This is a genomic window from Pseudomonas sp. A6 (assembly GCF_052367875.1).
Lineage (GTDB): Bacteria > Pseudomonadota > Gammaproteobacteria > Pseudomonadales > Pseudomonadaceae > Pseudomonas > Pseudomonas citronellolis.
Genome location: NZ_CP198970.1, coordinates 1,625,325 through 1,649,563 on the forward strand (window position 1 = coordinate 1,625,325; position 24,239 = coordinate 1,649,563).

Annotated in this window: 25 protein-coding genes and 1 tRNA gene; 17 read left to right on the top strand and 9 right to left on the bottom strand. The window is 66.6% G+C overall.

The features are described 5' to 3' along the window. Positions 1–179 precede the first annotated feature (179 nt). Positions 180–884, bottom strand: a complete 705-nt coding sequence (locus ACTWJ5_RS07385; protein WP_444438003.1) for a glutathione S-transferase N-terminal domain-containing protein — start codon at positions 882–884, stop codon at positions 180–182. A 121-nt stretch (positions 885–1,005) separates the two neighbouring features. Here ACTWJ5_RS07385 and ACTWJ5_RS07390 point away from each other — a divergent pair, with 121 nt between their 5' ends. Continuing rightward, positions 1,006–1,443, top strand: a complete 438-nt coding sequence (locus tag ACTWJ5_RS07390; RefSeq protein ID WP_444438005.1) for an HIT family protein — start codon at positions 1,006–1,008, stop codon at positions 1,441–1,443. Between the two features lie 36 nt (positions 1,444–1,479). Here ACTWJ5_RS07390 and ACTWJ5_RS07395 read toward each other — a convergent pair whose 3' ends face one another. Beyond that, the gene (locus ACTWJ5_RS07395; protein ID WP_116422425.1) at positions 1,480–1,899 is read right to left on the bottom strand and encodes a 3-isopropylmalate dehydratase; all 420 of its coding nucleotides are present in this window, start codon (positions 1,897–1,899) and stop codon (positions 1,480–1,482) included. A 220-nt stretch (positions 1,900–2,119) separates the two neighbouring features. Here ACTWJ5_RS07395 and ACTWJ5_RS07400 point away from each other — a divergent pair, with 220 nt between their 5' ends. Next, complete coding sequence (locus tag ACTWJ5_RS07400; protein ID WP_116422424.1) at positions 2,120–3,181, top strand: GGDEF domain-containing protein; 1,062 nt, start codon at positions 2,120–2,122, stop codon at positions 3,179–3,181. On the opposite strand, the gene ACTWJ5_RS07405 is transcribed toward ACTWJ5_RS07400, so the two are convergent. Continuing rightward, the gene (locus ACTWJ5_RS07405; protein WP_301499776.1) at positions 3,178–4,191 is read right to left on the bottom strand and encodes an acyltransferase family protein; all 1,014 of its coding nucleotides are present in this window, start codon (positions 4,189–4,191) and stop codon (positions 3,178–3,180) included. The two genes, ACTWJ5_RS07400 and ACTWJ5_RS07405, sit on opposite strands and share 4 nt — an antisense overlap. Before the next feature lie 484 nt (positions 4,192–4,675). Here ACTWJ5_RS07405 and ACTWJ5_RS07410 point away from each other — a divergent pair, with 484 nt between their 5' ends. The 4 genes from ACTWJ5_RS07410 to ACTWJ5_RS07425 all read left to right on the top strand — a co-directional run bounded on the left by ACTWJ5_RS07410 (position 4,676) and on the right by ACTWJ5_RS07425 (position 8,076). After that, entirely contained in the window at positions 4,676–5,797 is a 1,122-nt protein-coding gene (locus ACTWJ5_RS07410) for a beta-ketoacyl-ACP synthase III (RefSeq protein ID WP_249917598.1), read from the top strand. Between the two features lie 70 nt (positions 5,798–5,867). Continuing rightward, positions 5,868–6,410, top strand: a complete 543-nt coding sequence (locus tag ACTWJ5_RS07415; protein WP_249920149.1) for a sigma-70 family RNA polymerase sigma factor — start codon at positions 5,868–5,870, stop codon at positions 6,408–6,410. Next, positions 6,404–6,643, top strand: a complete 240-nt coding sequence (locus ACTWJ5_RS07420) for a zf-HC2 domain-containing protein (protein WP_116422421.1) — start codon at positions 6,404–6,406, stop codon at positions 6,641–6,643. Before ACTWJ5_RS07415 ends, ACTWJ5_RS07420 begins: the two co-directional genes overlap by 7 nt. A 455-nt stretch (positions 6,644–7,098) precedes the next feature. After that, positions 7,099–8,076 (top strand): IS110 family transposase, encoded by a 978-nt coding sequence (locus ACTWJ5_RS07425; protein WP_444436200.1) that lies wholly within the window; start codon positions 7,099–7,101, stop codon positions 8,074–8,076. Positions 8,077–8,217: 141 nt separating this feature from the next. Here ACTWJ5_RS07425 and ACTWJ5_RS07430 read toward each other — a convergent pair whose 3' ends face one another. Next, positions 8,218–9,147 (bottom strand): DedA family protein/thiosulfate sulfurtransferase GlpE, encoded by a 930-nt coding sequence (locus ACTWJ5_RS07430; RefSeq protein WP_281688616.1) that lies wholly within the window; start codon positions 9,145–9,147, stop codon positions 8,218–8,220. Between the two features lie 293 nt (positions 9,148–9,440). Between ACTWJ5_RS07430 and ACTWJ5_RS07435 the strand changes: the two genes are divergently transcribed. The 3 genes from ACTWJ5_RS07435 to ACTWJ5_RS07445 all read left to right on the top strand — a co-directional run bounded on the left by ACTWJ5_RS07435 (position 9,441) and on the right by ACTWJ5_RS07445 (position 13,494). Beyond that, a complete protein-coding gene (locus ACTWJ5_RS07435) occupies positions 9,441–10,739 on the top strand; it encodes an OprD family porin (RefSeq protein ID WP_261746774.1) in 1,299 nt (432 codons plus the stop codon). A gap of 318 nt (positions 10,740–11,057) precedes the next feature. After that, positions 11,058–12,197: an acyl-CoA dehydrogenase family protein gene (locus ACTWJ5_RS07440; protein ID WP_043267805.1), complete on the top strand. Its 1,140-nt coding sequence runs from the start codon at positions 11,058–11,060 to the stop codon at positions 12,195–12,197. A gap of 115 nt (positions 12,198–12,312) precedes the next feature. Next, positions 12,313–13,494, top strand: a complete 1,182-nt coding sequence (locus tag ACTWJ5_RS07445; protein WP_444438010.1) for a CaiB/BaiF CoA transferase family protein — start codon at positions 12,313–12,315, stop codon at positions 13,492–13,494. Positions 13,495–13,496: 2 nt separating this feature from the next. Here ACTWJ5_RS07445 and ACTWJ5_RS07450 read toward each other — a convergent pair whose 3' ends face one another. From ACTWJ5_RS07450 to ACTWJ5_RS07460, 3 genes are all read right to left on the bottom strand, one after another. Next, positions 13,497–13,994, bottom strand: a complete 498-nt coding sequence (locus tag ACTWJ5_RS07450) for a SprT family zinc-dependent metalloprotease (protein WP_009618490.1) — start codon at positions 13,992–13,994, stop codon at positions 13,497–13,499. Between the two features lie 450 nt (positions 13,995–14,444). Then, positions 14,445–15,041, bottom strand: coding sequence for a Yip1 family protein (locus tag ACTWJ5_RS07455; RefSeq protein WP_074976515.1), 597 nt, complete (start codon positions 15,039–15,041; stop codon positions 14,445–14,447). A gap of 161 nt (positions 15,042–15,202) precedes the next feature. Continuing rightward, a complete protein-coding gene (locus tag ACTWJ5_RS07460; protein ID WP_064585001.1) occupies positions 15,203–15,799 on the bottom strand; it encodes a DNA-J related domain-containing protein in 597 nt (198 codons plus the stop codon). Positions 15,800–15,888: 89 nt separating this feature from the next. Between ACTWJ5_RS07460 and ttcA the strand changes: the two genes are divergently transcribed. Next, complete coding sequence (ttcA, locus tag ACTWJ5_RS07465; RefSeq protein ID WP_074976512.1) at positions 15,889–16,716, top strand: tRNA 2-thiocytidine(32) synthetase TtcA; 828 nt, start codon at positions 15,889–15,891, stop codon at positions 16,714–16,716. 13 nt (positions 16,717–16,729) lie between these two features. Then, positions 16,730–17,401, top strand: a complete 672-nt coding sequence (locus ACTWJ5_RS07470; protein WP_074976510.1) for a DNA-3-methyladenine glycosylase I — start codon at positions 16,730–16,732, stop codon at positions 17,399–17,401. On the opposite strand, the gene ACTWJ5_RS07475 is transcribed toward ACTWJ5_RS07470, so the two are convergent. Beyond that, positions 17,398–18,813: a basic amino acid/polyamine antiporter gene (locus ACTWJ5_RS07475; protein ID WP_074976508.1), complete on the bottom strand. Its 1,416-nt coding sequence runs from the start codon at positions 18,811–18,813 to the stop codon at positions 17,398–17,400. The two genes, ACTWJ5_RS07470 and ACTWJ5_RS07475, sit on opposite strands and share 4 nt — an antisense overlap. Before the next feature lie 122 nt (positions 18,814–18,935). Next, positions 18,936–19,700, bottom strand: coding sequence for a dimethylargininase (ddaH, locus tag ACTWJ5_RS07480; RefSeq protein ID WP_444438013.1), 765 nt, complete (start codon positions 19,698–19,700; stop codon positions 18,936–18,938). A gap of 177 nt (positions 19,701–19,877) precedes the next feature. Between ddaH and ACTWJ5_RS07485 the strand changes: the two genes are divergently transcribed. The 6 genes from ACTWJ5_RS07485 to ACTWJ5_RS07510 all read left to right on the top strand — a co-directional run bounded on the left by ACTWJ5_RS07485 (position 19,878) and on the right by ACTWJ5_RS07510 (position 24,197). Then, positions 19,878–21,272 carry a sigma-54 interaction domain-containing protein gene (locus tag ACTWJ5_RS07485; protein WP_444438015.1) on the top strand — a complete coding sequence of 465 codons (1,395 nt, stop codon included), beginning with the start codon at positions 19,878–19,880 and terminating at the stop codon, positions 21,270–21,272. Positions 21,273–21,285: 13 nt separating this feature from the next. Beyond that, complete coding sequence (locus ACTWJ5_RS07490; RefSeq protein ID WP_444438017.1) at positions 21,286–22,050, top strand: NAD-dependent deacylase; 765 nt, start codon at positions 21,286–21,288, stop codon at positions 22,048–22,050. A gap of 65 nt (positions 22,051–22,115) precedes the next feature. Further along, on the top strand, positions 22,116–22,748 hold the full coding sequence (locus ACTWJ5_RS07495; RefSeq protein WP_089391873.1) for a C40 family peptidase: 633 nt from the start codon (positions 22,116–22,118) through the stop codon (positions 22,746–22,748). Between the two features lie 82 nt (positions 22,749–22,830). Continuing rightward, positions 22,831–23,361, top strand: a complete 531-nt coding sequence (locus ACTWJ5_RS07500) for a C40 family peptidase (protein ID WP_249919034.1) — start codon at positions 22,831–22,833, stop codon at positions 23,359–23,361. A gap of 15 nt (positions 23,362–23,376) precedes the next feature. Further along, entirely contained in the window at positions 23,377–24,039 is a 663-nt protein-coding gene (locus ACTWJ5_RS07505) for a class I SAM-dependent methyltransferase (protein ID WP_074976496.1), read from the top strand. Positions 24,040–24,121: 82 nt separating this feature from the next. Then, positions 24,122–24,197 (top strand) — tRNA-Ala (locus ACTWJ5_RS07510). The last annotated feature ends 42 nt before the right edge of the window (positions 24,198–24,239 follow it).

The following is a 24,239-nucleotide window of genomic DNA, read 5'->3' on the forward strand; positions in this document are numbered from 1 at the left end:
CGCGATGGGCCGAGCCTGCGCACAGAACATCGCGGATAAGCGAGCATGGCTTTTCGTAGGATGGTGTTGAGCGAAGCGATACCCATCACCGCAACCGCATGGGTTTCGCAAGCTCAACCCATCCTACGAAAAGCGCCTCGGCGCGGCCGGCAAGACAGTCGCCCCTACAGGCGTACCGCTCAACCCTTCTGCGGAATCCCCAACCCCCGCTGCACCGCCGGCCGCGCCAGGAACGCCTCCAGCACCCGCTTCACATTGCCGAAGCGCTCGAACTGCACCAGGTCCCCCGCCTCGTAGAAGCCCACCAGGTTGCGCACCCAGGGGAAAATGGCGATGTCGGCAATGCCGTACTCCTGCCCCATCACCCAGTCGCGCCCTTCCAGGCGCTGGTCGAGCACCGCGAGCAGCCGCCGGGACTCCTCCACATAGCGATTCAGCGGCCGCTTGTCCTCGATCTCGCGACCGGCGAATTTATTGAAGAAGCCCAACTGGCCGAACATCGGCCCGATGCCGCCCATCTGGAACATCAGCCACTGGATCGCCTCGTAACGCCGGGCCGGGTCCTTGGGCAGCAACTGGCCGGTCTTCTCGGCCAGGTAGATGAGGATGGCGCCGGACTCGAACAGCGCCAGCGGCTGGCCGCCGGGGCCGTTGGGGTCAAGGATGGCGGGGATCTTGTTGTTCGGGTTCAGCGAAAGGAATTCCGGGCTGAACTGGTCGTTGCGCTCGAAGCTGACCAGGTGCGGCTCGTAGGCCAGGCCGGTTTCCTCCAGCATGATCGAGACCTTCACCCCGTTGGGCGTGGGCAGCGAATACAGCTGCAGGACGTCGGGGCGGGTGGCGGGCCATTTGCGGGTGATCGGGAAGTCGGCGAGCGAAGGCATGGGAACTCCGGTCTGAAAGTCGAACGCCCAGCATACGCCGCCGATCGCGCAGGGGGGAGGTGCCAGCGGCGCCGCGAGCCGGTATGGTGCCGTCTCCGATCCACCGCTCAAGGACAGCGCCATGAGCCTGCAAGGCACCTACGATGCGCAGAACATCTTCGCCCAGATCATTCGCGGCGAGGCACCCTGCTACAAGCTGTACGAGGACGACGACGTGCTCGCCTTCCTCGACCTCTTCCCGCAGTCCCACGGCCATGCGCTGGTGGTGCCCAAGCGCAGCGCCGCGCGCAACATCCTCGAAGTCGACCCCGATGCGCTGTGCAAGGTGATGGGCGTGGTGCAGCGCCTGACCCGCGTGATAGTCGAGGAGCTGAACCCCGACGGCGTGCAGGTGGCCCAGTTCAACGGCGCGCCGGCCGGGCAGACGGTGTTCCACATCCACGTGCACATAGTGCCGCGCTATGCCGGCCAGGGCCTGGGCATCCACGCCGCGCAGAAGGCCGACCCCGCCGAGCTGGAGCAGTTGCAGGCGCGCCTGGTGCGACGTATCAACGGGTAAAGCGGGGAAGGGCGGGGCCGTGGCCCCGCCCGGGCGTCAACGCTGGGCCGGGAGGATGTCGAAGCCTTTGTTGGCGTCGCTGAGGATGCGGAACTGCGCGGTCTCGCCGGCGGCGAGGTCCACCAGCAGTTCGCGGCGCAGCAGGCCCTTGCTGCACAGGCCCTCGCCCTGTTCGTCGGCGCCGATGCCGACGATGTGCTGGCCGGGTGGCAGCTGGAAGCTGGCGGTCTCGCCCACGGCAATGCGCGCGGCCAGTTGGCGGTCGATCTTGAAGGCGACCATGCAGCCGCCGCCGAGGAAGCCCAGGTCGCGCTCGACCTCGACCTTGGCGTCGCCCTGGGCCTCCTGCTGGAAGCCCAGCAAACGGTCGGCGGGCACCGGGCCGGTTTCCTTGGCCTGGTAGGACGAGCAGCCGGCCAGGGCCAGCAGGGACAGCGAAGCGATCAATGCGCGCATGGGCGCCCTCCGTGGTTGGGGTTCCTCGAAGGCTAGCGCAGCGTCGCCGAGGCTGCCGTGAATTCGCCGTGGCGGCGTTGGTCGTCGTCGTTGCACCGTCCGGCGGGCGACGACCGGCTGTCATGCCGGGCGGGCGGACTGGCTAGACTCCATCCACGCGGATGGGCGGTCGTTTCGTCCAGCGCTCCGCCATGCCTGGCGGGGCCAGGGAAAGGTAGCCATGCACGACAAGGCCAAAGCCAATGCGCCGGGGGAGCCGGCAGCCAGCACCAGCGGACTGGACCTGGCCGACCAGCGCCTGCTGATGCGCCTGATCTTCTTCTGCACCGGGCTGACCCTGGGAATCTTCTCGGTGCTCCAGTGCCTCAACGGCAACTATCTGCTGGCGGGCCTGGAGGCGCTGGTCTGCGCGCTGTTGCTGTGGGCCACCTCGCGCCTGGCGCGGGTGCGCGACCTGACGCCGTGGATCTACGCCTACCTGCTGCCCACCTTCTGCTTCCTGGTCTACATCATCATCATGCCGCAGGCCTCGGCCACGGCCTTCGTCTGGCTCTACCTGATGCCGGTGATGGCCTACCTGCTGCTGGGCGCGTGGCGCGGCTTCCTGCTCTCGGTGCCCTTCGTCGGCGTGGCCGCGCTGCTCTACCTGCGCCAGCACCCGCTGCGCCTGGACGCCCCGGGGATGATCGACCTGGGCAACGCCATCCTCTGCGGCCTGCTGATCATGGCCTTCGTGCACATCTACGAAACCCGCCGCGCCCAGGCCCAGCAGTTGCTGCAGCGCCTGGCGCTGAGCGACGCGCTGACCGGCGTGGCCAGCCGCGAGGCGTTCCAGCGCGCGGTGCTGCGTTGCCTGGAGGATTCCCGCGGCAACGGCCAGCGCTGGGTGCTGGTGCTGCTGGACGTGGACCACTTCAAGGACGTCAACGACCGCTGGGGCCACGACGCCGGCGACAAGGCCCTGCAATACCTCTGCGCCCGGCTGCGCCTGCACCTGCGCGCCGGCGACATGATCGGCCGCCTGGGCGGCGAGGAGTTCGCCCTGCTGCTGCGCAACACCGTCCGCTTCGACGCCGCGCCGCTGGTGGAGCGCCTGCGCACGGACCTGGCGGCCAACCCGCTGCTGTACCGCGGCCATGTCATCCCGCTGTCGGCCACCTTCGGCCTGGCCGAGTGGCCGGTGGACGGCGACGACGCCGAGGCCCTGTACCGTTGCTGCGACCACCGCCTGTACCGCGGCAAGGCCCAGGGGCGCAACCGCCTGGTCTGCGGCGACGGCTAGGCCGGCACCGGGCGCGGCGCCCAGGCCTGCTTCAGGCGCCGGCCCAGGCGCAGTTCCACCCATTCGTAGCTCAGCCAGGACAGCAGCAGGATCGCCGGCAGGCACAGCGCCAGCGTCTGGTACGGACCGAGGCCCAGGCGCTGGTGCAGCCAGTAGCTGGCCAGCCACAGCACGATCACGTGGACCAGGTACACCGAATAGCTCCAGTCGCCCAGCGCCTTGAGCGGGCGGCAGCCGGCGAACCATGGCTCCAGCGCCACGCAGGCGGCCACCAGCACCGCGCTGGGCAGGCCCCAGGTCAGCGGGCGCCAGGGATGGTCGGCGGGGAAGTGCAGCAGCACCAGCACCGCGCCCAGCGCCAGCGGTAGTGCCAGCGATGCCCGCAGGCGCAGCAGGCCGCGGCGGTACAGCTCGGCCAGCAGCAGGCCGAAGAGGAATTCGCAGACGATGGGGTTGCGGTAGAAATTGCTCAGCCACGGCGCCTTCGCCAGCACGCCGCTGACCAGCGCTAGCAGCGCGCCGACCAGCCAGGGGCGCCAGCGTTCGCCGGCGGCGAAGGAGAGGGCGAACAGCAGGTAGAAGAGCATCTCGAAGTTCAGCGTCCAGCCCACCGGCAGGATCGGGTAGAAGCCGAAGCCGCCGGGGTTCTGGCTGGGCAGGAAGAGCAACGACAGCAGCAGTTGCGGCAGGGCCACGCCGTAGACCGGCATCAGGTTGCCGAAGGCGTAGAGGATCAGCGCGGTGATGGCGGTGTACAGCCAGTAGGCCGGGGCGATGCGCGCCAGCCGCTGGGCCAGGAAGGTCAGGCCGGGCACCTGGCGCCCGGCGCAGGACAGCTGGATGACGAAACCGCTGAGGACGAAGAAGATGTCCACCCCGACCTGGCCGCGGGTGGACAGCAGGCGCCCGCCGAGGCTGTCAGCGCGAAAATCGAAGAACACCTGCATGAAGTGATGGAACACCACCAGCCAGGCGGCCAGGGCCCGCAGCGCCTGAAGGGAAACCAGCATCGCTACCTCTGTGCTTGCCAATGAAAAGGGGCGCCGGCGGGCGCCCCTTTCCTCGACAGCGGTTTTCCCGCCGGGGTTCAGCGCACCTGCCCGGTGGCATGCGGGCACTCGCCCCAAGGGCATTTGCGCAAGAGCGCAGGGCGCTTCCGCCAACTCGCCTGGATGGCCTGGCTATCGAGGCTTTCGGGAATTTCAATCACCGGCCGGTACAAGGTCTGTATGCTGGAAAACTGCGCCGCGGTAGCGGCATTTCCCGGCGATTTGCCGCATAATCGGCGGTTATTCGAGCGCCGCGCAGCGCCGCCGCCGTTGGGCGGTGGAAGATGCCAGCGCGCCACCTTCGATGGCACACTGCCTGGTCATCAGGCCGTGCCCTCAGGCCCATGCGGGCCGAACCCCTTTTGCAGTGCCGGCCCGCGGGCGGGCACATCGATGCCTAACCATGCTGCCGGGGCCGGCAGCCAGATTGAGAAGAGGATTGACCGTGCATAAAGTCGTGATCAGCGGAACCGGTCTCTATACCCCGCCGTTCAGCATCTCCAACGATGAACTGGTGGAGTCCTTCAATGCCTACGTCCGCCAGTACAACGACCAGCACGCCGAAGCCATCGCCAAGGGCGAACTGGAAGCGCTGAGCGAATCCAGCTCGGCGTTCATCGAGAAGGCCTCCGGCATCAAGAGCCGCTTCGTGGTCGACAAGCAAGGCATCCTCGACCCGCAGCGCATGGTCCCGCGCATCCCCGAGCGCAGCAACGACGACTGGGGCATCCTCTGCGAGATGGCCGTGCACGCCGCCAAGGAGGCGCTGCAGCGCGCCGGCCGCAGCGCGGCGGACATCGACGGCGTCATCGTCGCCTGCTCCAACCTGCAGCGCGCCTACCCGGCGGTGGCCATCGAGGTCCAGGCCGCCCTCGGCATCCAGGGCTTCGGCTTCGACATGAACGTCGCCTGCTCCTCGGCCACCTTCGGCCTGCAGGCCGCGGCCAACGCCGTGCAACTGGGCCAGGCCCGCGCCATCCTGATGGTCAACCCGGAAATCTGCACCGGCCACCTGAACTTCCGCGACCGCGACAGCCACTTCATCTTCGGCGACGCGGCCACCGCGGTGATCGTCGAGCGCGCCGACCAGGCCATCGGCAAGCAGCAGTTCGACATTGTCAGCACCAAGCTGCTGACGCAGTTCTCCAACAACATCCGCAACAACTTCGGCTTCCTCAACCGCGCCGCGGAAGAGGGCATCGGCCAGCGCGACAAGCTGTTCGTCCAGGAAGGCCGCAAGGTGTTCAAGGACGTCTGCCCCATGGTCGCCGAGCTGATCGGCGAGCACCTGGCGCAGAACGACATCCCGGTCGGCGACGTCAAGCGCTTCTGGCTGCACCAGGCCAACCTCAACATGAACCTGCTGATCACCCGCAAGCTGCTCGGCCGCGACGCCGAGGCCCACGAGGCGCCGGTGATCCTCGACAGCTACGCCAACACCAGCTCGGCCGGCTCGGTGATCGCCCTGCACAAGTACCACGAGGACCTGCCCGCCGGTTCCATCGGCGTGCTCAGCTCCTTCGGCGCCGGCTACTCCATCGGCAGCGTGATCCTGCGCAAGCGCTGACCGGGTGGGCGAAGCCGACGGCGAACTGCTGGCGCGCCTGCGCGCCGGCGAGGACGCGGCCTTCCGCGAGATGGTCGCGGCCTACCAGGGCGCCATGCGCGCCGTGGCTTTGGCCATCGTCGGCAGCCCCCACGCCGACGAGGTGGTGCAGGACGCCTGGCTCGCCGTGGTGCGTCACCTGGACGGCTTCCAGGGGCGCTCCAGCCTCAAGACCTGGCTGCTGACCGTTACCGCCAACACCGCCAAGAGCAAGCTGCGCCAGGTGCGCCGGGAAGTCTCCCTGGACGACATGCCGGCGCCCCACGGCAGCATCGACGACAGCCGCTTCGCCGCCGACGGCCACTGGAGCGCCGCGCCCCTGGCCTGGCATTCGGACTCGCCCGAGGCCCTGCTGGCCGAGGACGAACTGCGCGAATGCCTGGAAAAGACCCTGCTGAGCCTGTCGGACATGCAGCGCAGCGTGGTCCTGCTGCGCGAGCGCCAGGGCCTGGAATTGCAGGAGATCTGTAATCTTCTGTCGCTTTCCCTCTCCAATGTCCGGGTGTTGCTGCACCGCGGGCGGCTGAAGCTGTTCGCCACCCTGGAGCATTTCGAGGAGACCGGCCAATGCTGACCTGCAAGGAACTGGTGGCCCTCTCCAGCGACCTGCTGGACAGCCAGCTCGGCCTGCGCGAGAAACTCGCGGTGCGCCGCCACCTGCTGCTGTGCCGCCACTGCCGGCGCTTCATCCGCCAGATGCGCCTGACCCAGGCCAGCGTGCGCCGCCTGCCGGAAGACCGCGACACCGGCCTGGACCTGCTGGCCGCCCGCCTGGCCGAACTGCGCCGGGACCATTCGCGGCGCTGAGCGCAATTGCGCCGGGATGACCAGCTATCGCGGACAAGGTCCGCTCCTACGGGGGAGAAATACCGTGCCTCCCGGTAACCTGTAGGAGCGGGCCCTGCCCGCGATTCGCGCGCAGGGCGCGCTCCTACATGGAATGGCGCAGGTGGGGCAGCGTAGGAGCGGATCTCATCCGCGATCCGCGCCGATACCTCCAGCTATCGCGGACAAGGTCCGCTCCTTGTATGTCGACGACCCGCCATAACGGCGGGTAGTCTCCGGCTGATCACCGGAAGGAAGACCAGGAAGACGTGTCCGCTCCTAGGCTACGAGCCTGCACTGTAGATAGTCTCCTGCCTTCCCAATCCACTCGTGAGTCCGAACGGTATCTGGAGCCCCACCCCGGTGGTAGCTCGTATAGGCAAGGTTGGATGGAGTGGAGTGCTGATGATGTAAAGCTGTAAGAGGTAGCAGGAGTTATGGCCATCGTAGTTGGCGTGGATATCGCCAAGAAAACTTTCGACATTGCGGTTCTGCAGAGCAATGGCAAATACCGCACCAAAGGCAATCTGAGCAACGATCAGTCGGGCTTCAGCGTCTTTGACCAGTGGCTGCAAAAACATGCCGAGCCAGGGGCGTGGGTGGTGATGGAAGCCACCAACATCTATCACGAAGCTCTGGGCGATTATCTGTTGGCCCGGGGATATCGTGTCTGCGTGATGAATCCGGCACGTATCGCCAGCTATGCGCAAAGCCAGTTGCAACGGGTCAAGACCGACAAGGTCGACGCCAAGTTGATCGCCCTCTACGGCGCTCGGCATGCCGAGGATCTCCAGCTCTGGCAGCCGGACCCGGTGAGCGTGCGGCAACTCCGTGCGCTGGTACGGCGCTACGAAGAGCTCAAGGAGCTGTTCCAGATGGAAATCAACCGCCTGGAAACCGCCAAGAGCGACGTGGTGAAAGAGTCGATCCTGTCGGTCTCGGCCCATCTGGAACAGCAGATTGAACAGACGCTGGAAGCGATTCGCCAACATATCGACAACGATCCTGACTTGCGGGGCAAGCGCGATCTGCTGACGAGTATCGAGGGTATCAGCGACAAAACTGCAGCCCTGTTGCTGGCCGAACTTGGATCAATCAGCCGCTTCGAGAGTGCCCGGGCGGTCGTGGCTTTTGCAGGACTCAATCCGAGGCTCAGGGAATCCGGCCAACACAAGGGCCAGGTGAGGATCTCAAAGATCGGCTCACGCCTCTTGCGGGCAGGCCTGTTCATGCCAGCCATCTGTGCCATGAGCCATAACCAGGCGATACGGGCACTGCGTTTACGGCTCGAGGAGAAAGGCAAAGCGGGTAAACAGATCATCTGTGCTGCCATGCGCAAGCTGCTGCAGATCGCCTATGGCGTCCTCAAGTCGGGCCAGCCATACAATGTGGAACTGGCCCTTGCTCGAGGCTAGGTGACACGGTATCTGCGGGGGGAGGAATACCGTGCCTCCAGGAACGGGCAGGGGAATGGCGCAGGTAGCACACCGTAGGATGGGTTGAGCGAAGCGATACCCATCACCGTGGCCCGATGGGTATCGCAAGCTCAACCCATCCTACGAAAGCCCATCGGCCCGGGCCTGGCTCGCCTGCCATGCCTCCAGCCCGCCGGACAGCGCCCAGGCGCGCGGGTAGCCGTGCTTGCGCAGGCGCTCGGCGAGCATGGCCGCGGAGAGTTCGTTGGGGCAGGCGCAATAGATGACTACGTCGGCCTGGCCGAGGCTGTCGGCGAGCCCGTCCAGCGGGGTGTCCAGGGTCATCGGGATGGCGCCGGGGATGCCGTCCTCGCCGGCCTCGGCGCGCACGTCGAGGATCAGCGGGGTGTCGCCCTGGTCCAGGCGTTCGCGCAGTTCCTCGACGCTGATCCTGGGAATCCGCGCGGTGCGTCGCAGCAGGCTGTAGCGCTGCCACAGGCGCCAGGCGATGAACAGCGCGAAGGCCGCCAATAACAACAGCAGGCCGCGGGTCGCGTAGTCGTGCAGCCAGCCGAGCAGGCTGTCGACGGTGTCGCTGAAGATGGCACCCAGCAGCAGCGCCGAGCCCACCCACAGCGCCGAGCCGGCGAAGTCGTAGCCGAGGAAGCGGCGCAGCGGCGTGCCGGTCATGCCGGCCAGGCTGGTGGACAGCGCGCCGGCGCCGGGCAGGAATTTGCTGATCAGCAGCGCGCGCGGGCCGATGCGCAGGTACAGGCTCTGGCTCTGGCGGATGCAGCTGTCGCGCGACAGCGACACCCTGCAGATGCTGCGCAGCAGGAAGCCGCCGTAGCGGCGGCCGGCGAAGTACCAGGCGGTGTCGGCGATCAGGCAGGCCAGGGTGGCCACCGCCAGCGCCTCGCCCAGGGACACCCCGTGCCCCTGCAGCGCGAGGGCGCCGGCGACGATCAGCGCCGGGTAGGCCGGAATCGGCAGGCCCAGTTGCTCCAGCAGCACATTGAGGAAGAGCAGGGCGGGGCCGTAGCGTTCGATCAGCGGTTGCAGTTCTTGCATGGAGTGGGCGCGGTGGCGGAGGGGGAGGCGACAGCATACTGCCGCTCGTCCGGTGCGTCAGTCCCCGCTGACAGCCGCTGCTTTCAGCCCATGACCGCGTAGTCGAATTTTTCGGAAAAGTTCAGCTGTAACAAAAAGTTTATATCTATGCAGCCGATCTGAAATAACCCCCCGCCAAGATTCCCCGCAACACAGAAGAGCCGCCAAACGGCTGCGCGAGACCATGGGGGCCGCGCCCTGCATGCCAGGCGCTCAGCGTGTTCAACGCTTAAAACACCATAAGGGGAATCCTGATGATCCGTAAGAACTACGCCGGTTTTGCCATGGGCGGCCTGGCGCAGGCCGTGCTCGGCGCCAGCATTGTCGTACCCGCAGTCGCTCACGCCGACTTCATTTCGGACAGCAAGGCCAACGTTGAACTTCGCAACTTCTACTTCAACCGCGATTTCCGCAGCTCCACCCAGGCGCAGCAGAGCAAGCAGGAAGAGTGGGGCCAGGGCTTCATCCTGAAATTCGAGTCGGGCTATACCGACGGCACCATCGGCGTGGGCGTCGACGGCATCGCCGCGCTGGGCCTGAAGCTGGACTCCAGCCCGGATCGCACCGGCACCGGCCTGCTGCCGAAGACCGCCGACGGCGATGCGCCGGACGACTTCAGCAAGGGCGGCGCCACCCTCAAGCTGCGCTACGAGAAGAACACCCTGAAGATGGGCACCCTGACGCCCAAGCTGCCGGTCGTGGTGACCAACGACAGCCGCCTGCTGCCGCAGCTCTTCGTGGGTAGCGCGATCAACTCCACCCAGCTCGACGGCCTGAACTTCGACGCCGGCCGCCTGAACCAGACCAACCGCCGTGACTCCTCCAACTACGAGGAAATGACCGTCACCACCGGCGGCAAGAAGAACATCACCGTGCGCAGCGGCAACACCACCAACGAGTTCGACTACGCCGGCGCTACCTACAACTGGACCAAGAACTTCAGCACCGGCTACCACTACGGCCAGCTGGACGACTTCTACAAGCAGCACTACCTGACCCTCGGCTGGACCCTGCCGATCGCCGAAGGCCAGTCGCTGAAGTCCGACGTCCGCTGGGCCAAGTCCACCGACGACGGCGGCAGCAACGTCGACAACAAGGCGTTCAACGCCATGGTCACCTACAACCTGGGCTACCACGCCTTCGGCGTCGGCTACCAGAAGATGAGCGGCGACACCGGCTTCGCCTACATCAACGGCACCGACCCCTACCTGGTGAACTACATCCAGATCCTGGACTTCGCCAACAAGGACGAGAAGTCCTGGCAGGCCCGCTACGACTACAACTTCGCTGGCCTCGGCATCCCCGGCCTGACCTTCATGACCCGCTACGTGAAGGGCGACAACGTCGACCTGCTGAACGCCAGCGGCGACGACGGCAAGGAATGGGAACGCGACACCGACATCGCCTACGTCGTCCAGGAAGGCGCGCTCAAGGGCTTCGGCGTCAAGTGGCGCAACGCGACCACCCGCAGCGACTTCGCCCGCAACAGCGCCTCGTCCAACAAGGCCGACGAGAACCGCCTGATCCTCAGCTACACCATGCCGCTGTGGTAATGGCGCTGAAGTAAGACGTCACTCCTATGGTTTGAGCCCCGCCACCTGGCGGGGCTTTTTTTCGTCTGCGAACCGCCCATCGCGGACGGAGTTTGCTCCTACGTTGCAGGCGAACGCGGCTTTTCGTAGGAGCGAGCTTGCTCGCGAACGCCCCCGCTGCGGAATCTGTTCGCGAGCAAGCTCGCTCCTACAGGGAAACATCCGCGTGGTTTCCTCCATGGACGAAAGCGTCAATCCAGGCTGAGCGCTGCCGTCATTGAGGCGTGGCGGGGCTGGCACCTAACCTGCCGGCACTTCCACCGACCAGGATTCGCCAGCATGCAGCGCATACACTTCGAGACCGAGCACAACCTGTTCCGCGATGCCTTCGCCGCCTTCCTCGCCAAGGAAGTGGTGCCGCACCAGGAGGCCTGGGAAGAGGCTGGGGTGGTCGACCGCAGCGTCTGGCTGAAGGCCGGCGAGCTGGGCTTCCTGCTGCCCTGGGCCGACGAGGAATACGGCGGCGCCGGGCTGAAGGACTTCCGCTACGAGCAGATCATGTGCGAGGAACTGGCGCGCATCAACGAGCCGGGCTTCATGATCCCGCTGCACTCGGCGCTGTGCGGGCCCTACATCGCCGAATACGGCAACGCCGAGCAGAAGGCGCGCTTCCTGCCCGGGATCATCCGCGGCGAGACCATCCTCGCCGTGGCCATGACCGAGCCTTCCGCCGGCTCCGACCTGGCCGGCATGCGCACCACCGCCGTGGACAAGGGCGACCACTACGTCCTCAACGGCTCCAAGGTGTTCATCTCCAACGGCCTGCTGGCCGACCTGGTGATAGTCGCGGCCAAGACCGACCCGAACAACAAGCACGCCATGGGCCTGTTCCTGGTCGAGCGCGGCATGCCCGGCTTCGAGCGCGGGCGCAACCTGAAGAAGCTGGGCATGAAGAGCCAGGACACCGCCGAGCTGTTCTTCAACGACGTGAAGGTGCCCAAGGAAAACCTGCTGGGCGACGCCAAGGGCGGCTTCTACTACCTGATGAACATGCTCGCCCAGGAACGCCTGACCAACGCCTGCGGCGCGGTGGCCGGGGCCGAGGCGGCGCTGCAGGCCACCCTCGACTACGTGAAGGAGCGCAAGGCCTTCGACCGGCCCATCGCGCACTTCCAGAACACCCGCTTCAAGCTCGCCGAGATGCGCACCCAGGTGGACGTGGCCCAGGTGTTCACCGACCGTTGCGTGATGGACCACAACCAGAAGAAGCTCAGCCCCGAGGTGGCCGCCGAAGCCAAGCTGTTCACCACCGAACTGCTCGGCAAGGTGGTCGACGAGGGCGTGCAACTGCACGGCGGCTGGGGTTACATGTGGGAATACCCGATCTGCCGGATGTACGCCAACGCGCGCATCCAGCGCATCTTCGCCGGCACCTCGGAGATCATGAAGGAGATCATCAGCCGCGGCATGAAGCTCTGAGGCGCGGCTGTTTCACTGGATCCCCGCGTTCGCGGGAATGACGGGGAAGGCCAGTTCACGGACAGCGTCTTCCCCGCGAACGCGGGGATCCAGAAACCACACCCAGGAGTTCCCCATGAAAGGCCCGCTCGCCTCGCTGAAAGTCCTCGACTTCTCCACCCTGCTGCCGGGGCCCTTCGCCTCGCTGCTGCTGGCCGACATGGGCGCCCAGGTGCTGCGGGTGGAATCGCCCACGCGCATGGACCTGGTGCGCGTGTTGCCACCCCATGACGACGGCGTCTCGGCCAGCCACGCCTACCTCAACCGCAACAAGCGCAGCATCGCCCTGGACCTGAAGCGGCCCGAGGCGGTGGAGGTGGTGAAGCAACTGGTGCGCGAGTACGACATCGTCCTGGAACAGTTCCGCCCCGGCGTCATGGACAAGCTGGGCGTCGGCTACGAGGCGCTCAAGGCGATCAACCCGAAGCTGATCTACGTCTCCATCACCGGCTACGGCCAGACCGGGCCCTACCGCGACCGCGCCGGGCACGACATCAACTACCTGGCCCTGGCCGGCGTGGCCAGCTACACCGGGCGCAAGGACACCGGCCCGCTGCCCCTGGGCGTGCAACTGGCGGATATCGCCGGCGGCTCGCTGCACGGGGTGATGGGCTTGCTCGCTGCAGTCATCCACCGCCAGCAGACCGGCGAAGGCCAGCAGGTGGACATCAGCATGACCGACTGCGCCTTCAGCCTGAACGGCATGGCCGGCGCCGGCTACCTGGCCTGCGGCGTGGAGCCGGGCATGGAGGCCCAGGCGCTGAATGGCGGTAGCTTCTACGACTACTACTGCACCCGCGATGGCCGCTGGTTCTCGGTCGGCAGCCTGGAGCCGCAGTTCATGCAGCAGTTCTGCACCGCCATCGGCCGCCCGGAGCTGGCCGCCCGCGGCCTGTCGCCCAAGGCCGAGGACCAGCGGCTGCTCAAGCGCGAGATCGCCATCGAGTTCGAGAGGCGCGATTTCGCCGACTGGTGCGAACGTTTCGCCGCCGTGGACGCCTGCGTGGAACCTATGCTGCCGCTATCCGAAGCGGTGGAGCACCCGCAGATCCAGGCCCGCGGCCTGGTCACCGAAGTGCCCCGCGGCGATGGCCGCAGCCAGCGGCAGATGGCCTGTCCGATCCGCTTCTCCGCCGGCCTGCCGGCGCCGAAGCACATAGGCGTGGCGGCGGGGGCGCACAGTGCCGAGGTCCTGGCCGAACTGGGCTATAGCGACGAGCAGGTGGCGGCGCTGAAAGCCGCGGGCGCGGTGGGCTGAAGCTACTCGCGGACCACTTCCCCGGTGAACACCAGGGTGGTGCGGCAGCGCCGGCAGTAGTAGCGGCGGCCCTGGGCCACCAGGTTGTGGCGCTGGGCGGAGAAGGGGAAGTCGGGGTTCTCGTCGCAGCGGCAGCGGTAGATGTAGCGCGTGGCGCGGCGCCGCTTGATCTCGTAGGTATGGCAGCGGTCCGGCGGCAGGCCGTAGACGCCGCGCATGATCAGCTGCCACTCCTCGCCGTGGGGGCGGATGCGCGGGCCGAACATCTGGTGCGCGATCAGGTGCGCGACCTCGTGGGCCACGGTCTGCTTGAGGAAGTGCTCGCGGTTCTCGCGGTAGAGCTGGGGGTTGAAGCGCAGCAGGTTCTCGTCCAGGTGCGCCACCCCGGCCTTCTGCCCGCGCAGGCGGAAGCTCACTTCCGGACGCGGGAAGCGGCGCTGGAAGAAGCTTTCCGCCAACTGGTAGCAGGCTTCGACACGGGCGTTGAGCTGTTCGGGCATACAGTATTTTCTCCGACGGCTGCCGATTATGCCGGAGCCGCGGGCGTTGTGCAGGCCGCTCGTCTGCCGTGCAGGTTCGGGCAAGTGGCGGGGAGTTCCAGGCAAGGAAGAGCCGGTGTTGTAGGAGCGAGCTTGCTCGCGAAGGGAGTTTGCCGGTGGCGTAGGCGCCATATTCAAGAGCGCCCTCTCCCCAGCCCTCGGCTGCGCGCCCCGCCCTGAAGGGAGAGGGGGCTTGTCCGTACCGGCTGATGGGCATGGTTTCAACCTGTAACTTCGTTTCCGGCTGACACCGAAACATCCGAGCACGCCGAACGGTCCCCTCTCCCTTCAGGGAGAGGGTTAGGGAGAGGGCGCGGACTTCGACAACGCTCCTGGAGCCAAGCCAGAAACCGACCCCCCACAAACGAAAACCGGGCCCCCAGGGCCCGGTCTGCATTCGCCAGTCAAGCCTCAGGTATATTCCGGCCCCACCCCGCTCCCCCAGAGGATCACCGACAGCGCGATCATCGCCACCAGCACCACCAGGCCCACCGCCAGCACCGAGCTGGAGAACAGGAAGCCTTCGTCCTTGGGAATGTTCATGAAGGCCGGGATGCCGACGTAGAGCAGGTAGACCGTGTAGCAGATCGCCGCGGTGCCGATGACCATGCCCAGCCACAGGTGCGGGTAGAGCGCGGCCACGCCGCCGATGAACAGCGGGGTCGCCGTGTAGGCGGCGAACACGATGCACTGGGTCATGCTCGGAGTGGCGTCGTAGGTGCGCGCCATCCAGTGGATGAAGGCGCCCATGACGGCGACGCCGGCGAGCATCGCCACGTAGGTGAGCACGGTGAGCTGGATCGCGCTCGCCGGTGTCAACTTGACCGGCCCTGCGCTGCCCAGCACCCAACCCACCTGGGTGGTGCCAATGTAGGCGCAGATGACCGGGATGGCAGCCAATATCAGCACATGGGTCAGGTACATGTGGCTGATGCTTTCTTCTTCGCCGCGGATTTCCTGCCATTCCTGATCGGGATGGGTGAAGAGCCCCCACACATGATGGATCATCTCGGCAACCTCCTCGTTATTATGCAGGCCGCCTCCCAGCGCCGCGCCGGGGACGCATGGCCAGCGCCTTCCGGTGCCCGTCAGACTCGTGCGACCTTGTGTCGCAGTATAGGAAAGCCCCGAAGGCCGCGTCCTGCCTGGGGTTAGAGCAAATCGGAGCTTCATGGGCGGCTGTAATAGCGCTCGAGAATTTCCATCGCCTTGTTGATCGACTGCAGGCGCGTGGTGCTGCCGCCGCGGTCCGGGTGGTGCTGGCTGACCAACTGGCGGTAGCGCAGCTTGATCAGCGCGTAGTCCACCGGGCCGTCCTCCAGCTCGAACAGGGCCAGCGCGGCGGCCTTCTCGCCGTCGCCCTGCATGCGCGTCCAGAAGCTTTCCAGCAGCTTCTCCACGTCGCGCTCGGTGGTGTCGCGCAGGTTGCTTTCGTCCAGGTAGTAGTCGCGCAGCGGGTCGCTCTCCACCAGGCCCGGCGCGCCGGGTTGCCAGGGCAGCAGGCGGATCTGCAGCGGGCCGATCTGCAGGAAGCCGGCCTCGTCGGCGCAAAGCTCATCGCGCAGGCGGTAGAGGGCGTTGAACACCAGGAAGTGAGTGCGGAACAGCACCAGCTTGTCCAGCAGCGGCAGGTGCGGGACATGGGTGGAATGCCGCGCCTTCAGCTGCTGGATCAGCTGATATTCGGAAAGGCCTTCAGGGGCCTCGCGCAGCAGTTCGAGCAACTGCCCGGCGAGGTCGAGGCGGGCGTCGAGGTCGGGAGTCATGGGCATGAGCCTAGCATCAGGCTACCGATGAAGGCGGGGTGCGCGTAAAATAACCAGCTTTTCGTCTTCCCCCCGGATTCCACAGCACCATGGCCAGCACCCTTTCGGTCAACCAGAACAAACTGCAGAAACGCCTGCGCCGCCAGGTCGGCGAGGCCATCGCCGACTTCAACATGATCGAGGACGGCGACAAGGTCATGGTCTGCCTGTCCGGCGGCAAGGACAGCTACACCCTGCTCGACGTCCTGCTGTACCTGCAGAAAGTCGCGCCGATCAAGTTCGAAATCGTCGCGGTGAACATGGACCAGAAGCAGCCCGGCTTCCCCGAGCACGTGCTGCCGGCGTACCTGGAGTCCATCGGCGTGCAGTACCACATCATCGAGAAGGACACCTATTCGGTGGTGAAGGAGAAGATTCCCGAGGGCAAGACCACCTGCTCGCTGTGCTCGCGCCTGCGCCGCGGCACCCTCTACACCTACGCCGACGAGATCGGCGCGACCAAGATGGCGCTGGGGCACCACCGCGACGACATCCTCGAGACCTTCTTCCTCAACATGTTCTACGGCGGCACCCTCAAGGCCATGCCGCCCAAGCTGCTGTCCGACGACGGCCGCAACGTGGTGATCCGCCCGCTGGCCTACTGCAACGAGAAGGACATCGAGGCCTACTCGGTGCTCAAGGAATTCCCGATCATCCCCTGCAACCTCTGCGGCTCGCAGGAGAACCTGCAGCGCCAGGTGGTCAAGGAAATGCTGCTGGAATGGGAGCGCAAGACCCCCGGCCGCACCGAGATCATGTTCCGCGCCCTGCAGAACGTGGTGCCCTCGCAACTGGCCGACCGCAACCTGTTCGACTTCGCCAGCCTGCGTATCGACGACAACGCCACGCCGCGCTTCGTCGACGTGATGAACCTGTAATAAAGGAAGGGCGATGCGCGACTACCAATGGCTGCACGAATACTGCCTGAACCGCTTCGGCTCGGCGGCGGCGCTGGAAGCGCGCCTGCCGCAGCCCAAGAGTCCGGCCGAACTGGCCGCGGTGAGCGATGACCGCTACCTGTCGCTGATCAGCCTGCGCATCTTCCGCGCCGGCCTCAAGCACAGCCTGGTGGACGCCAAGTGGCCGGCCTTCGAGGAAGTGTTCTTCGGCTTCGACCCGCAGAAGGTGGTGCTCATGGGCGGCGAGCGCCTGGAGAACCTGATGCAGGACACCCGCCTGATCCGCCACCTGGGCAAGCTCAAGAGCGTGCCGCGCAACGCCCAGATGATCCTCGACATCGCCCATGAGCACGGCAGCTTCGGCAAGCTGCTGGCGGACTGGCCGGTGACCGACATCGTCGGCCTGTGGAAGCTGCTGGCCAAGCGCGGCAACCAGCTCGGCGGGCTGTCGGCGCCGCGCTTCCTGCGCATGGCCGGCAAGGACACCTTCATCCCCAGCGACGACGTGGTCGCCGCGCTCAAGGCCCAGGAAATCGTCGACAAGGCGCCCACCAGCCAGAAGGACCTCGCCGCCGTGCAGACCGCCTTCAACACCTGGCACGAACAGAGCGGCCGGCCGCTGTGTCAGCTCTCGATGATGCTGTCGTACACCGTCAACCATTAGAGCCCCAGGCGGCCGCTGCCGACCATCCACAGCGCGGCCAGCGCCAGGGCCAGCACCAGCGCGCCCAGCGCCCGCTCCCCGGCGTTGCCGAAGGCCGCGAGGCCGCGCTGGCGCCGGGCGTGGATGAAGAAGCCCAGCCCCGGGGCGTAGAGAATCATCGACAACAGCAGGTACTTCAGGCCGGCGGCATACAGCAGCCAGAAGCCATAGAGCGTGCCCAGCGTCGCCATCGCCAGCAGTGCCGGGCTCGGCTGCCGCAGCACGCGCTTGAGGCAGAAACCGGCGCACAGCAGGTAGGGGATCAGCGCCATCGAGGTGGCCAGCTGGATCAGCGCGTTGTAGCCGGAGGCGTTGAGGAAGGCGACCAGCAGCAGCGCCGAGATCAGCGTGTTGGTCAGCCATAGCGCCGGCGCTGGCGTATCCACGTCGTTGGTCCTGCCGAACAGCGCCGGCGCGGTGTGCCCTTCGCCGCGGCTGGCCAGGTAGAGCATCTCCACCGCCAGCATGGTCCAGGCCAGCAGGGCGCCGCCCACCGAAACGATCAGGCCGACGTTGATCAGCGTGGCGCCCCAGGGGCCCACGGCCGCGGCCATCACCTGGGCCATCGACGGGTTCTTCATCTGCGCCAGTTCGTGCTGCGGCACCACCCCCAGCGACAGCACCGAGACGCAGACCAGCAACAGCAGGGTGATGACGAAGCCGAGCAGGGTGGCCCGGCTGACGTCGGCCGCGCGCCGCGCGTGGCTGGCATAGACGGTGGCGCTTTCGATGCCGAGGAAGACCCACACGGTGTACAGCATGGTGGTTTCCACCTGGCGGGTGACGCTGCCCAGCGCCGGGCTGCCCCAGAAATCCAGGCGGAACACCTCGACGCGGAAGGCCAGGGCGACGCAGAGGATGAACAGGGCGATGGGCACCACCTTGGCCAGGGTGACGATGGCGTTGGTGATGGCCGCGTTGTGCACCCCGTGCAGGACGAAGGCGTGCATCAGCCAGAGCACCGCCAGCTCGCCGAGCAGCGCCGGCCAGGTGGTGCCGTCGCCGAAGAAGGCCAGCGCGCCGAACGAGCCCAGGGCGCTGAACAGCACGACGAGGTAGCCGGCGTTGCCGACCCAGGCGGAGATCCAGTAGCCCCAGGCGGCATTGAAGCCCAGGTACTCGCCGAAGCCCTCGCGGGCGTAGCCGTAGACGCCGTCGTCCAGTTCCGGGCAGGTGGTCGACAGCCACTGGAAGACCCGCGTCAGCGTCAGCATGCCGACGAAGGTGATGCCCCAGGCGATGAGAATGGCCCCGGCACCGGCGCCTTCGGCCATGTTCTGCGGCAGGCTGAAGATACCGCTGCCGATGATGCCGCCCACCACCAGGGCGGTCAGCGCCGGCAGGCCGAGTTTTCCTTTATCCGAAATCGACATCTTGCGCCTCCGAGACAGCAACCGGTGGCGTGGCGGCATCTGTCGCCACGCATGACGCCGGCGCAGGGGAGGGGGCCCGCGCCGGCGCGACGGGCCGGGAGGCCCGCCGCTGGAGCGGCCGTTCAGAAGCGCAGGGACATGCAGCTGACGCCGCCGTCGATCTTGCGGTACTCGGAGGTGTCGACCTCGATCACCCGGTAGCCGAGGTCGGCGATCTTCTGCCGCGTGCGCGGGTAGCCGGCGGGCATGATCACCCGTTCGTTGACCCAGATGCAGTTGGCCGCGTAGGCCTCCTCCTCGGGGATTTCGACGATGTTCAGGTGCTGGAACTCCGGCTTGTCGATGAACTCACCGGCGGCCAGCAGGTTGCCGTGCTCCAGGTAGGCGAGTCCGGTCTTCAGGTGCAGCACCTTCTCCAGGCGCACCACCGAACCGGTGAAGCCGTGCTTGGCGAGGAGGGCGATCATCTGCCGGGCGCCTTCGGCGTTGGTCCGCGCCGATTCGCCGATGTAGAAGTGCTCGCCGACCATCATGATGTCGCCGGCCTCCACCGTGCCGGGTGCTTCGATGCGCTCGACCTTGCCCGGATAGAAGCGCTGGATGGTCTCCTCGATGATTGCGGTCTCGCCGCGCCGCGACTCGGCGCCGGGGCGGGTGATGATGGCGCAGCGCGGGGTGCAGAGCACCGGGTCCTCGACGAACACCGAGTCGGGGAAGCGCTCGTCCGGCGGCAGCAGGGTGATGTCCAGGTCGCAGGTCTGCAGCGCGCGGATGTAGGCGTTGTGCTGCTCCAGGGCCCTGGCGAAGTCCGGTTTGCCCAGGTGGCTGGAGGTCAGGCCGTCGACCAGGCTGCTGGCCGGGGTGCGGGCGATGATGTGCTTGAACATGGCGTTTCCTCTTGCAGATGGATGCTTGCCGCGTTGCAAGGCGTGCGCCAGGCGGATCGGCGTGCCGCAGACGGTTTTCCTGGCCTGGCGTTGACCCGCAGCGGGGCGGGCTCGCGCGCTTTCGTCGAAACTGGGACAGTTGTCGAAAACCGGACGGATATAAAAGGCTGGGCTGCCATGGCTGTTGTCGAGAATGCGACGGTTCCTACGGAAAAGGACGAATTGCGCTGGCTGGTGGACAGCCTGGCGCCGATCTTCGATGGGCTGCGGCAACCGGTCACGGTGGTCGACACCCAGGGGCGCTTCGTCTACTACAACCAGGCCAGCGGCCTGCTCGACGGCCTCGACCCGCGGCAGGCGCTGGGCATGCACGTGCTGCAGAGCGCGCCCTGGCTGCAGGCGGAGCAGAGCACCTTGCTGCGTTGCCTGGCCCAGGGGCGGCCATCCATCGATACGCTGCAGGCCTATGTCGGCGCCGGCGGCGAGCTGTTGCAGTACCGGCACCGGGCGATCCCGCTGCACGGCCGCGGCGGCCAGTTGCTCGGGGCGATGGAGGTGGGCGAGGTGGTGGCGGAATGCGCCGCAACGGACGACGAGCCGGACTGCCCGCCGATCCTCAGCGTCACCCCCGGCCTGCAGCGGCAGTTGCAGCGCCTGGACATCTTCGCCGCGACCGACCTGCCGCTGCTGATCCATGGCGAGACCGGCACCGGCAAGGAACTCTTCGCCCGCCGCGCCCACGCCCTCAGCCCGCGGCGCAACGGTCCGATGATCAGCCTGAACTGCGCGGCCATCCCCGAGACACTGCTGGAGAGCACCCTGTTCGGCACCACCCGCGGCGCCTTCACCGGCGCCGAGAACCGCAAGGGCATGTTCGCCCTGGCAGAAGGTGGCACGCTGTTTCTCGACGAGATCAACTCCATGCCCATGGCCCTGCAGAGCAAGCTGCTGCGCGTGCTGCAGGACGGCAGCTACCTGCCGCTGGGCGGTCTGCGGCCGTTGCGCGCGGACGTGCGCCTGGTCGCCGCGAGCAACCAGGCACCGCGCCAGGCGATCGCCGAGGGGCGCTTGCGCGAGGACTTGTATTACCGGTTGGAGGTCGGTTGCCTGAGCATTCCGCCGTTGCGCGAGCGCCCCGCTGACGTCGAACTGCTGGCCCGGGCCTTCGTGCGCCGCGACGCGCGCAGCCTGAACCCGCGGGTGACGGCCTTGGGGCCGCGGGCGCTGGCGCGCCTGCAGGCCTGCGCCTGGCCGGGCAACGTGCGCCAGCTGGAAAACGTGATCCGTCGCAGCCTGCTGTTGCATGGCCAGGGCGGACCGGTGCTCGACGAGGTGGTCTTCGCCGACGAGGAGCCACGGGACATGGCGGTGGCCGGAGACGGGCCGCCAGCGCTGGGCCTGCGCGAGAGGCTGGCGGAACAGGAGCGCAAGCTGATAGAAGAGGCCTTGCGCCGGGCGCGGGGCAACCTCTCGCAGGCCGCCGCCAGCCTGCGCATCCCACGGACGACGCTGCTGGGGCGCCTGCAGCGCCTCGCCGTACAGTACCCACCCGCCGGCGACACGCTGGCCTGACAGGAACCCGCCCATGGACTCATCAATGGCCGCGCTCGTCCAAGCCGTGCAGGCCGCCGAACGCATCCTGGTGATCACCGGCGCCGGCCTCTCGGCGGATTCCGGCATGCCCACCTACCGTGGCCTGGGCGGCCTGTACAACGGCGTGACCGAGGAGGGCATCGCCATCGAGGCGGCCATCTCCGGGCCCATGCTGCGGCGTGACCCGGCGCTGTGCTGGAAGTACCTGGCGCAACTCGGCCGGGCCTGCCTCGCGGCAGCGCCCAACGCCGGCCACGAGGCCATCGCCGAACTGCAGCGGCGCAAGCCGGAGTGCTGGGTGCTGACGCAGAACATCGACGGCTTCCACCGCCGCGCCGGTTCGCCGATGGAACGGCTGATCGAGATCCACGGCGAACTGCGGCCGCTGTACTGCCAGTCCTGCGGGGCCGAGAGCGATGAACTGGAGGAACACCTGCAGCGTCCGCTGCCACCGCAATGCGCGGTCTGTGGCGGTGTGCTGAGGCCGCCGGTGGTGCTGTTCGAGGAGATGTTGCCGGAGGCGGCGATCGACAGCCTCTACGGCGAATTGCGCAAAGGCTTCGAAGTCGTGCTGCTGGTGGGGACCACGGCGAGCTTCCCCTACATCGTCGAGCCGGTGCTGCGCACACGGGCCGCCGGCGGCTTCGTCGCCGAGGTGAATCCGGCGCCGACCGACCTCAGTTCGAGGGTCGATGTAAAAATTGCAGGACGAGCCTTAGACATTCTGCCGCAACTGATAGGTCACATTTCGCGATAAAAAACTTGCATCGGCTCGATCGAGCGGGCAAATTAGCGCGCTAATGGAACTAATGAGACACGGTCGTGCCCATGCTTAGACGCTTCGCACCCCTCGTGCCCATGAGTTTCGTCTTGCTGCTGGCCGCTTGCGCCAGCCATTCGCCAGAGTCCCAGCCGGGTCAACAGCAGGTCGCCGTAGAGCAGGCCACCCGCAGCTGGGCTCAGATTGACCACCATCAGGCAACGCTGGCGGATGTAGAAGACGAGGGGGCAGGAAATGATAACGGGAACCCGTCAGGGCGGGTTTCCAGCATTCTGGATCGCGCATTCGAACTGATCGGCACGCCGTATCGCTTCGGGGGCCGTTCGGAGAAAACCGGTTTCGATTGCAGCGGCTTCGTCGGCTACCTGTTCCGCGAAGAGGCTGGGATCAAGCTGCCGCGTTCCACGCGCGAGATGATCACCATGGACGTCCCGCTGGTCTCCAAGGAAGACCTGCAACCGGGCGACCTGATCTTCTTCAACAACCGTGGTCGCGGACGTGTGAGCCACGCCGGCATCTATATTGGCGATGGCCAGTTCATCCACTCCGCCAGCCGCCGTGGCGGTGGTGTACGGGTGGACAACCTGGACGACAGCTACTGGCGCCTGAGCTACATGGAAGCCAAGCGCGTCCTGGAGCCGGGTTACCAGGCACAACAGACAGTAACGCGCTAATCTTAAAGTTTTACTTTAAGTATTGCGCTTAAGCGTTTGACGGTGCAAAGTGATGGCATTCCTGAACAGGGGATGCCATCACATGCATACCTCCCTCCGAATCATCACCCTCGCACTCGTTTCCCTGCTGGCCGCCTGCGCTAGCCATACACCGCCCGCGCCGCCGCCGGTGGTCTACGCGCCCTCGAACAACTTCGGCGATTCCCAGGCTGCGGACGACGTGCTGATCCGCGCCATCGGCCTGGTGGGTACTCCCTATCGCTGGGGTGGCAATACCCCTGATGGCGGTTTCGACTGCAGCGGCCTGATCGGCTACGTCTACCGCGATGCCACCGGCCTGCAACTGCCGCGCTCCACCCGCGAGATGATCGGCATGCGCGTCCCAGCGATCGGCCGCGAGGGCCTGCAGAGCGGCGACCTGGTGTTCTTCGCCACCAACGGTGGACGCAACGTCAGCCATGCGGGTATCTATGTCGGCGAGGGGCGCTTCGTGCATGCGCCCAGAACGGGCGGGACCGTACGCCTGGACAGCCTCGACAGCCCCTACTGGCAGCGGGCCTTCCTGGAAGCCAAGCGCGTCCTCGCGGTACAGAGCCTCGCCCTCCACCCCTGATCTTCAGGAGGGCCCATGACCACCCGTACGCTCAACCTCGATGACGCGCTCTACCAATACCTGCTCGACACCTCCCTGCGCGACACCCCGCTGAAGGCGCGCCTGCGCGAGGAAACCGCCGCCCTGCCCATGGCGCGCTGGCAGATCGCCCCCGAACAAGGCCAGTTCCTCGCCCTGCTGGTCAAGCTGACCGGCGCCCGGCGCATCCTCGAAGTGGGCACCTTCACTGGCTACAGCGCCCTGTGCATGGCCGAGGCGCTGCCCGAAGACGGCCACATCCTCTGCTGCGACCTCCCCGGCGACTACAACGCCACGGCGCAGTCCTACTGGCGCGAAGCCGGCGTCGAAACCCGCATCGAACTGCGCCTGGGTCCCGCGCTGGACACCCTGGCTGGCCTGGAAAGGGAAGGCCAGGCGGGCAGCTTCGACATCGCCTTCATCGACGCCGACAAGGCCAACTACCCACGCTACCTGGAACACGCCCTGACCCTGCTGCGCCAGGGCGGCCTGGCGATCTTCGACAACGTGCTGTGGAGTGGCCGGGTACTCGAAACCAACCCGCAAAGCGCTGACACCCGCGCCATCCAGCAATTGAACCTGGCGCTGAAAAGCGACGCGCGGGTGGACTATTCGCTGCTGCCGCTGGGCGACGGCATGGGGCTGTGTCGCAAGCGCTGAATTGGTGCTGAGAGGGCGTCTATTTTTCCGACAGTGCCATCGTTGCCTGCAGATAGTGCCTGGGTTAGATTCCTACCCTATCGGGCCGATAGCTCAGCTGGGAGAGCGCCGCGTTCGCAATGCGGAGGTCGGGAGTTCGATCCTCCTTCGGTCCACCAGCTATTAGAGAACCCAGCCATTCGGCTGGGTTTTTTATGCCT

Bases quoted from the DNA above. Each gene is read 5' to 3' on its own strand.
- ACTWJ5_RS07435 (WP_261746774.1), top strand. From the start codon at position 9,441: ATGATCCGTAAGAACTACGCCGGTTTTGCCATGGGCGGCCTGGCGCAG.
- ACTWJ5_RS07500 (WP_249919034.1), top strand. From the start codon at position 22,831: ATGCATACCTCCCTCCGAATCATCACCCTCGCACTCGTTTCCCTGCTG.
- ACTWJ5_RS07450 (WP_009618490.1), bottom strand. From the start codon at position 13,994: ATGCCCGAACAGCTCAACGCCCGTGTCGAAGCCTGCTACCAGTTGGCG.
- ACTWJ5_RS07475 (WP_074976508.1), bottom strand. From the start codon at position 18,813: ATGTCGATTTCGGATAAAGGAAAACTCGGCCTGCCGGCGCTGACCGCC.
- ACTWJ5_RS07385 (WP_444438003.1), bottom strand. From the start codon at position 884: ATGCCTTCGCTCGCCGACTTCCCGATCACCCGCAAATGGCCCGCCACC.
- ACTWJ5_RS07415 (WP_249920149.1), top strand. From the start codon at position 5,868: ATGGTCGCGGCCTACCAGGGCGCCATGCGCGCCGTGGCTTTGGCCATC.
- ACTWJ5_RS07390 (WP_444438005.1), top strand. From the start codon at position 1,006: ATGAGCCTGCAAGGCACCTACGATGCGCAGAACATCTTCGCCCAGATC.
- ACTWJ5_RS07430 (WP_281688616.1), bottom strand. From the start codon at position 9,147: ATGCAAGAACTGCAACCGCTGATCGAACGCTACGGCCCCGCCCTGCTC.
- ACTWJ5_RS07460 (WP_064585001.1), bottom strand. From the start codon at position 15,799: ATGACTCCCGACCTCGACGCCCGCCTCGACCTCGCCGGGCAGTTGCTC.
- ACTWJ5_RS07470 (WP_074976510.1), top strand. From the start codon at position 16,730: ATGCGCGACTACCAATGGCTGCACGAATACTGCCTGAACCGCTTCGGC.
- ACTWJ5_RS07440 (WP_043267805.1), top strand. From the start codon at position 11,058: ATGCAGCGCATACACTTCGAGACCGAGCACAACCTGTTCCGCGATGCC.
- ACTWJ5_RS07445 (WP_444438010.1), top strand. From the start codon at position 12,313: ATGAAAGGCCCGCTCGCCTCGCTGAAAGTCCTCGACTTCTCCACCCTG.
- ACTWJ5_RS07485 (WP_444438015.1), top strand. From the start codon at position 19,878: ATGGCTGTTGTCGAGAATGCGACGGTTCCTACGGAAAAGGACGAATTG.
- ACTWJ5_RS07425 (WP_444436200.1), top strand. From the start codon at position 7,099: ATGGCCATCGTAGTTGGCGTGGATATCGCCAAGAAAACTTTCGACATT.
- ttcA (WP_074976512.1), top strand. From the start codon at position 15,889: ATGGCCAGCACCCTTTCGGTCAACCAGAACAAACTGCAGAAACGCCTG.
- ACTWJ5_RS07505 (WP_074976496.1), top strand. From the start codon at position 23,377: ATGACCACCCGTACGCTCAACCTCGATGACGCGCTCTACCAATACCTG.
- ddaH (WP_444438013.1), bottom strand. From the start codon at position 19,700: ATGTTCAAGCACATCATCGCCCGCACCCCGGCCAGCAGCCTGGTCGAC.
- ACTWJ5_RS07455 (WP_074976515.1), bottom strand. From the start codon at position 15,041: ATGATCCATCATGTGTGGGGGCTCTTCACCCATCCCGATCAGGAATGG.
- ACTWJ5_RS07405 (WP_301499776.1), bottom strand. From the start codon at position 4,191: ATGCTGGTTTCCCTTCAGGCGCTGCGGGCCCTGGCCGCCTGGCTGGTG.
- ACTWJ5_RS07420 (WP_116422421.1), top strand. From the start codon at position 6,404: ATGCTGACCTGCAAGGAACTGGTGGCCCTCTCCAGCGACCTGCTGGAC.
- ACTWJ5_RS07400 (WP_116422424.1), top strand. From the start codon at position 2,120: ATGCACGACAAGGCCAAAGCCAATGCGCCGGGGGAGCCGGCAGCCAGC.
- ACTWJ5_RS07490 (WP_444438017.1), top strand. From the start codon at position 21,286: ATGGACTCATCAATGGCCGCGCTCGTCCAAGCCGTGCAGGCCGCCGAA.
- ACTWJ5_RS07395 (WP_116422425.1), bottom strand. From the start codon at position 1,899: ATGCGCGCATTGATCGCTTCGCTGTCCCTGCTGGCCCTGGCCGGCTGC.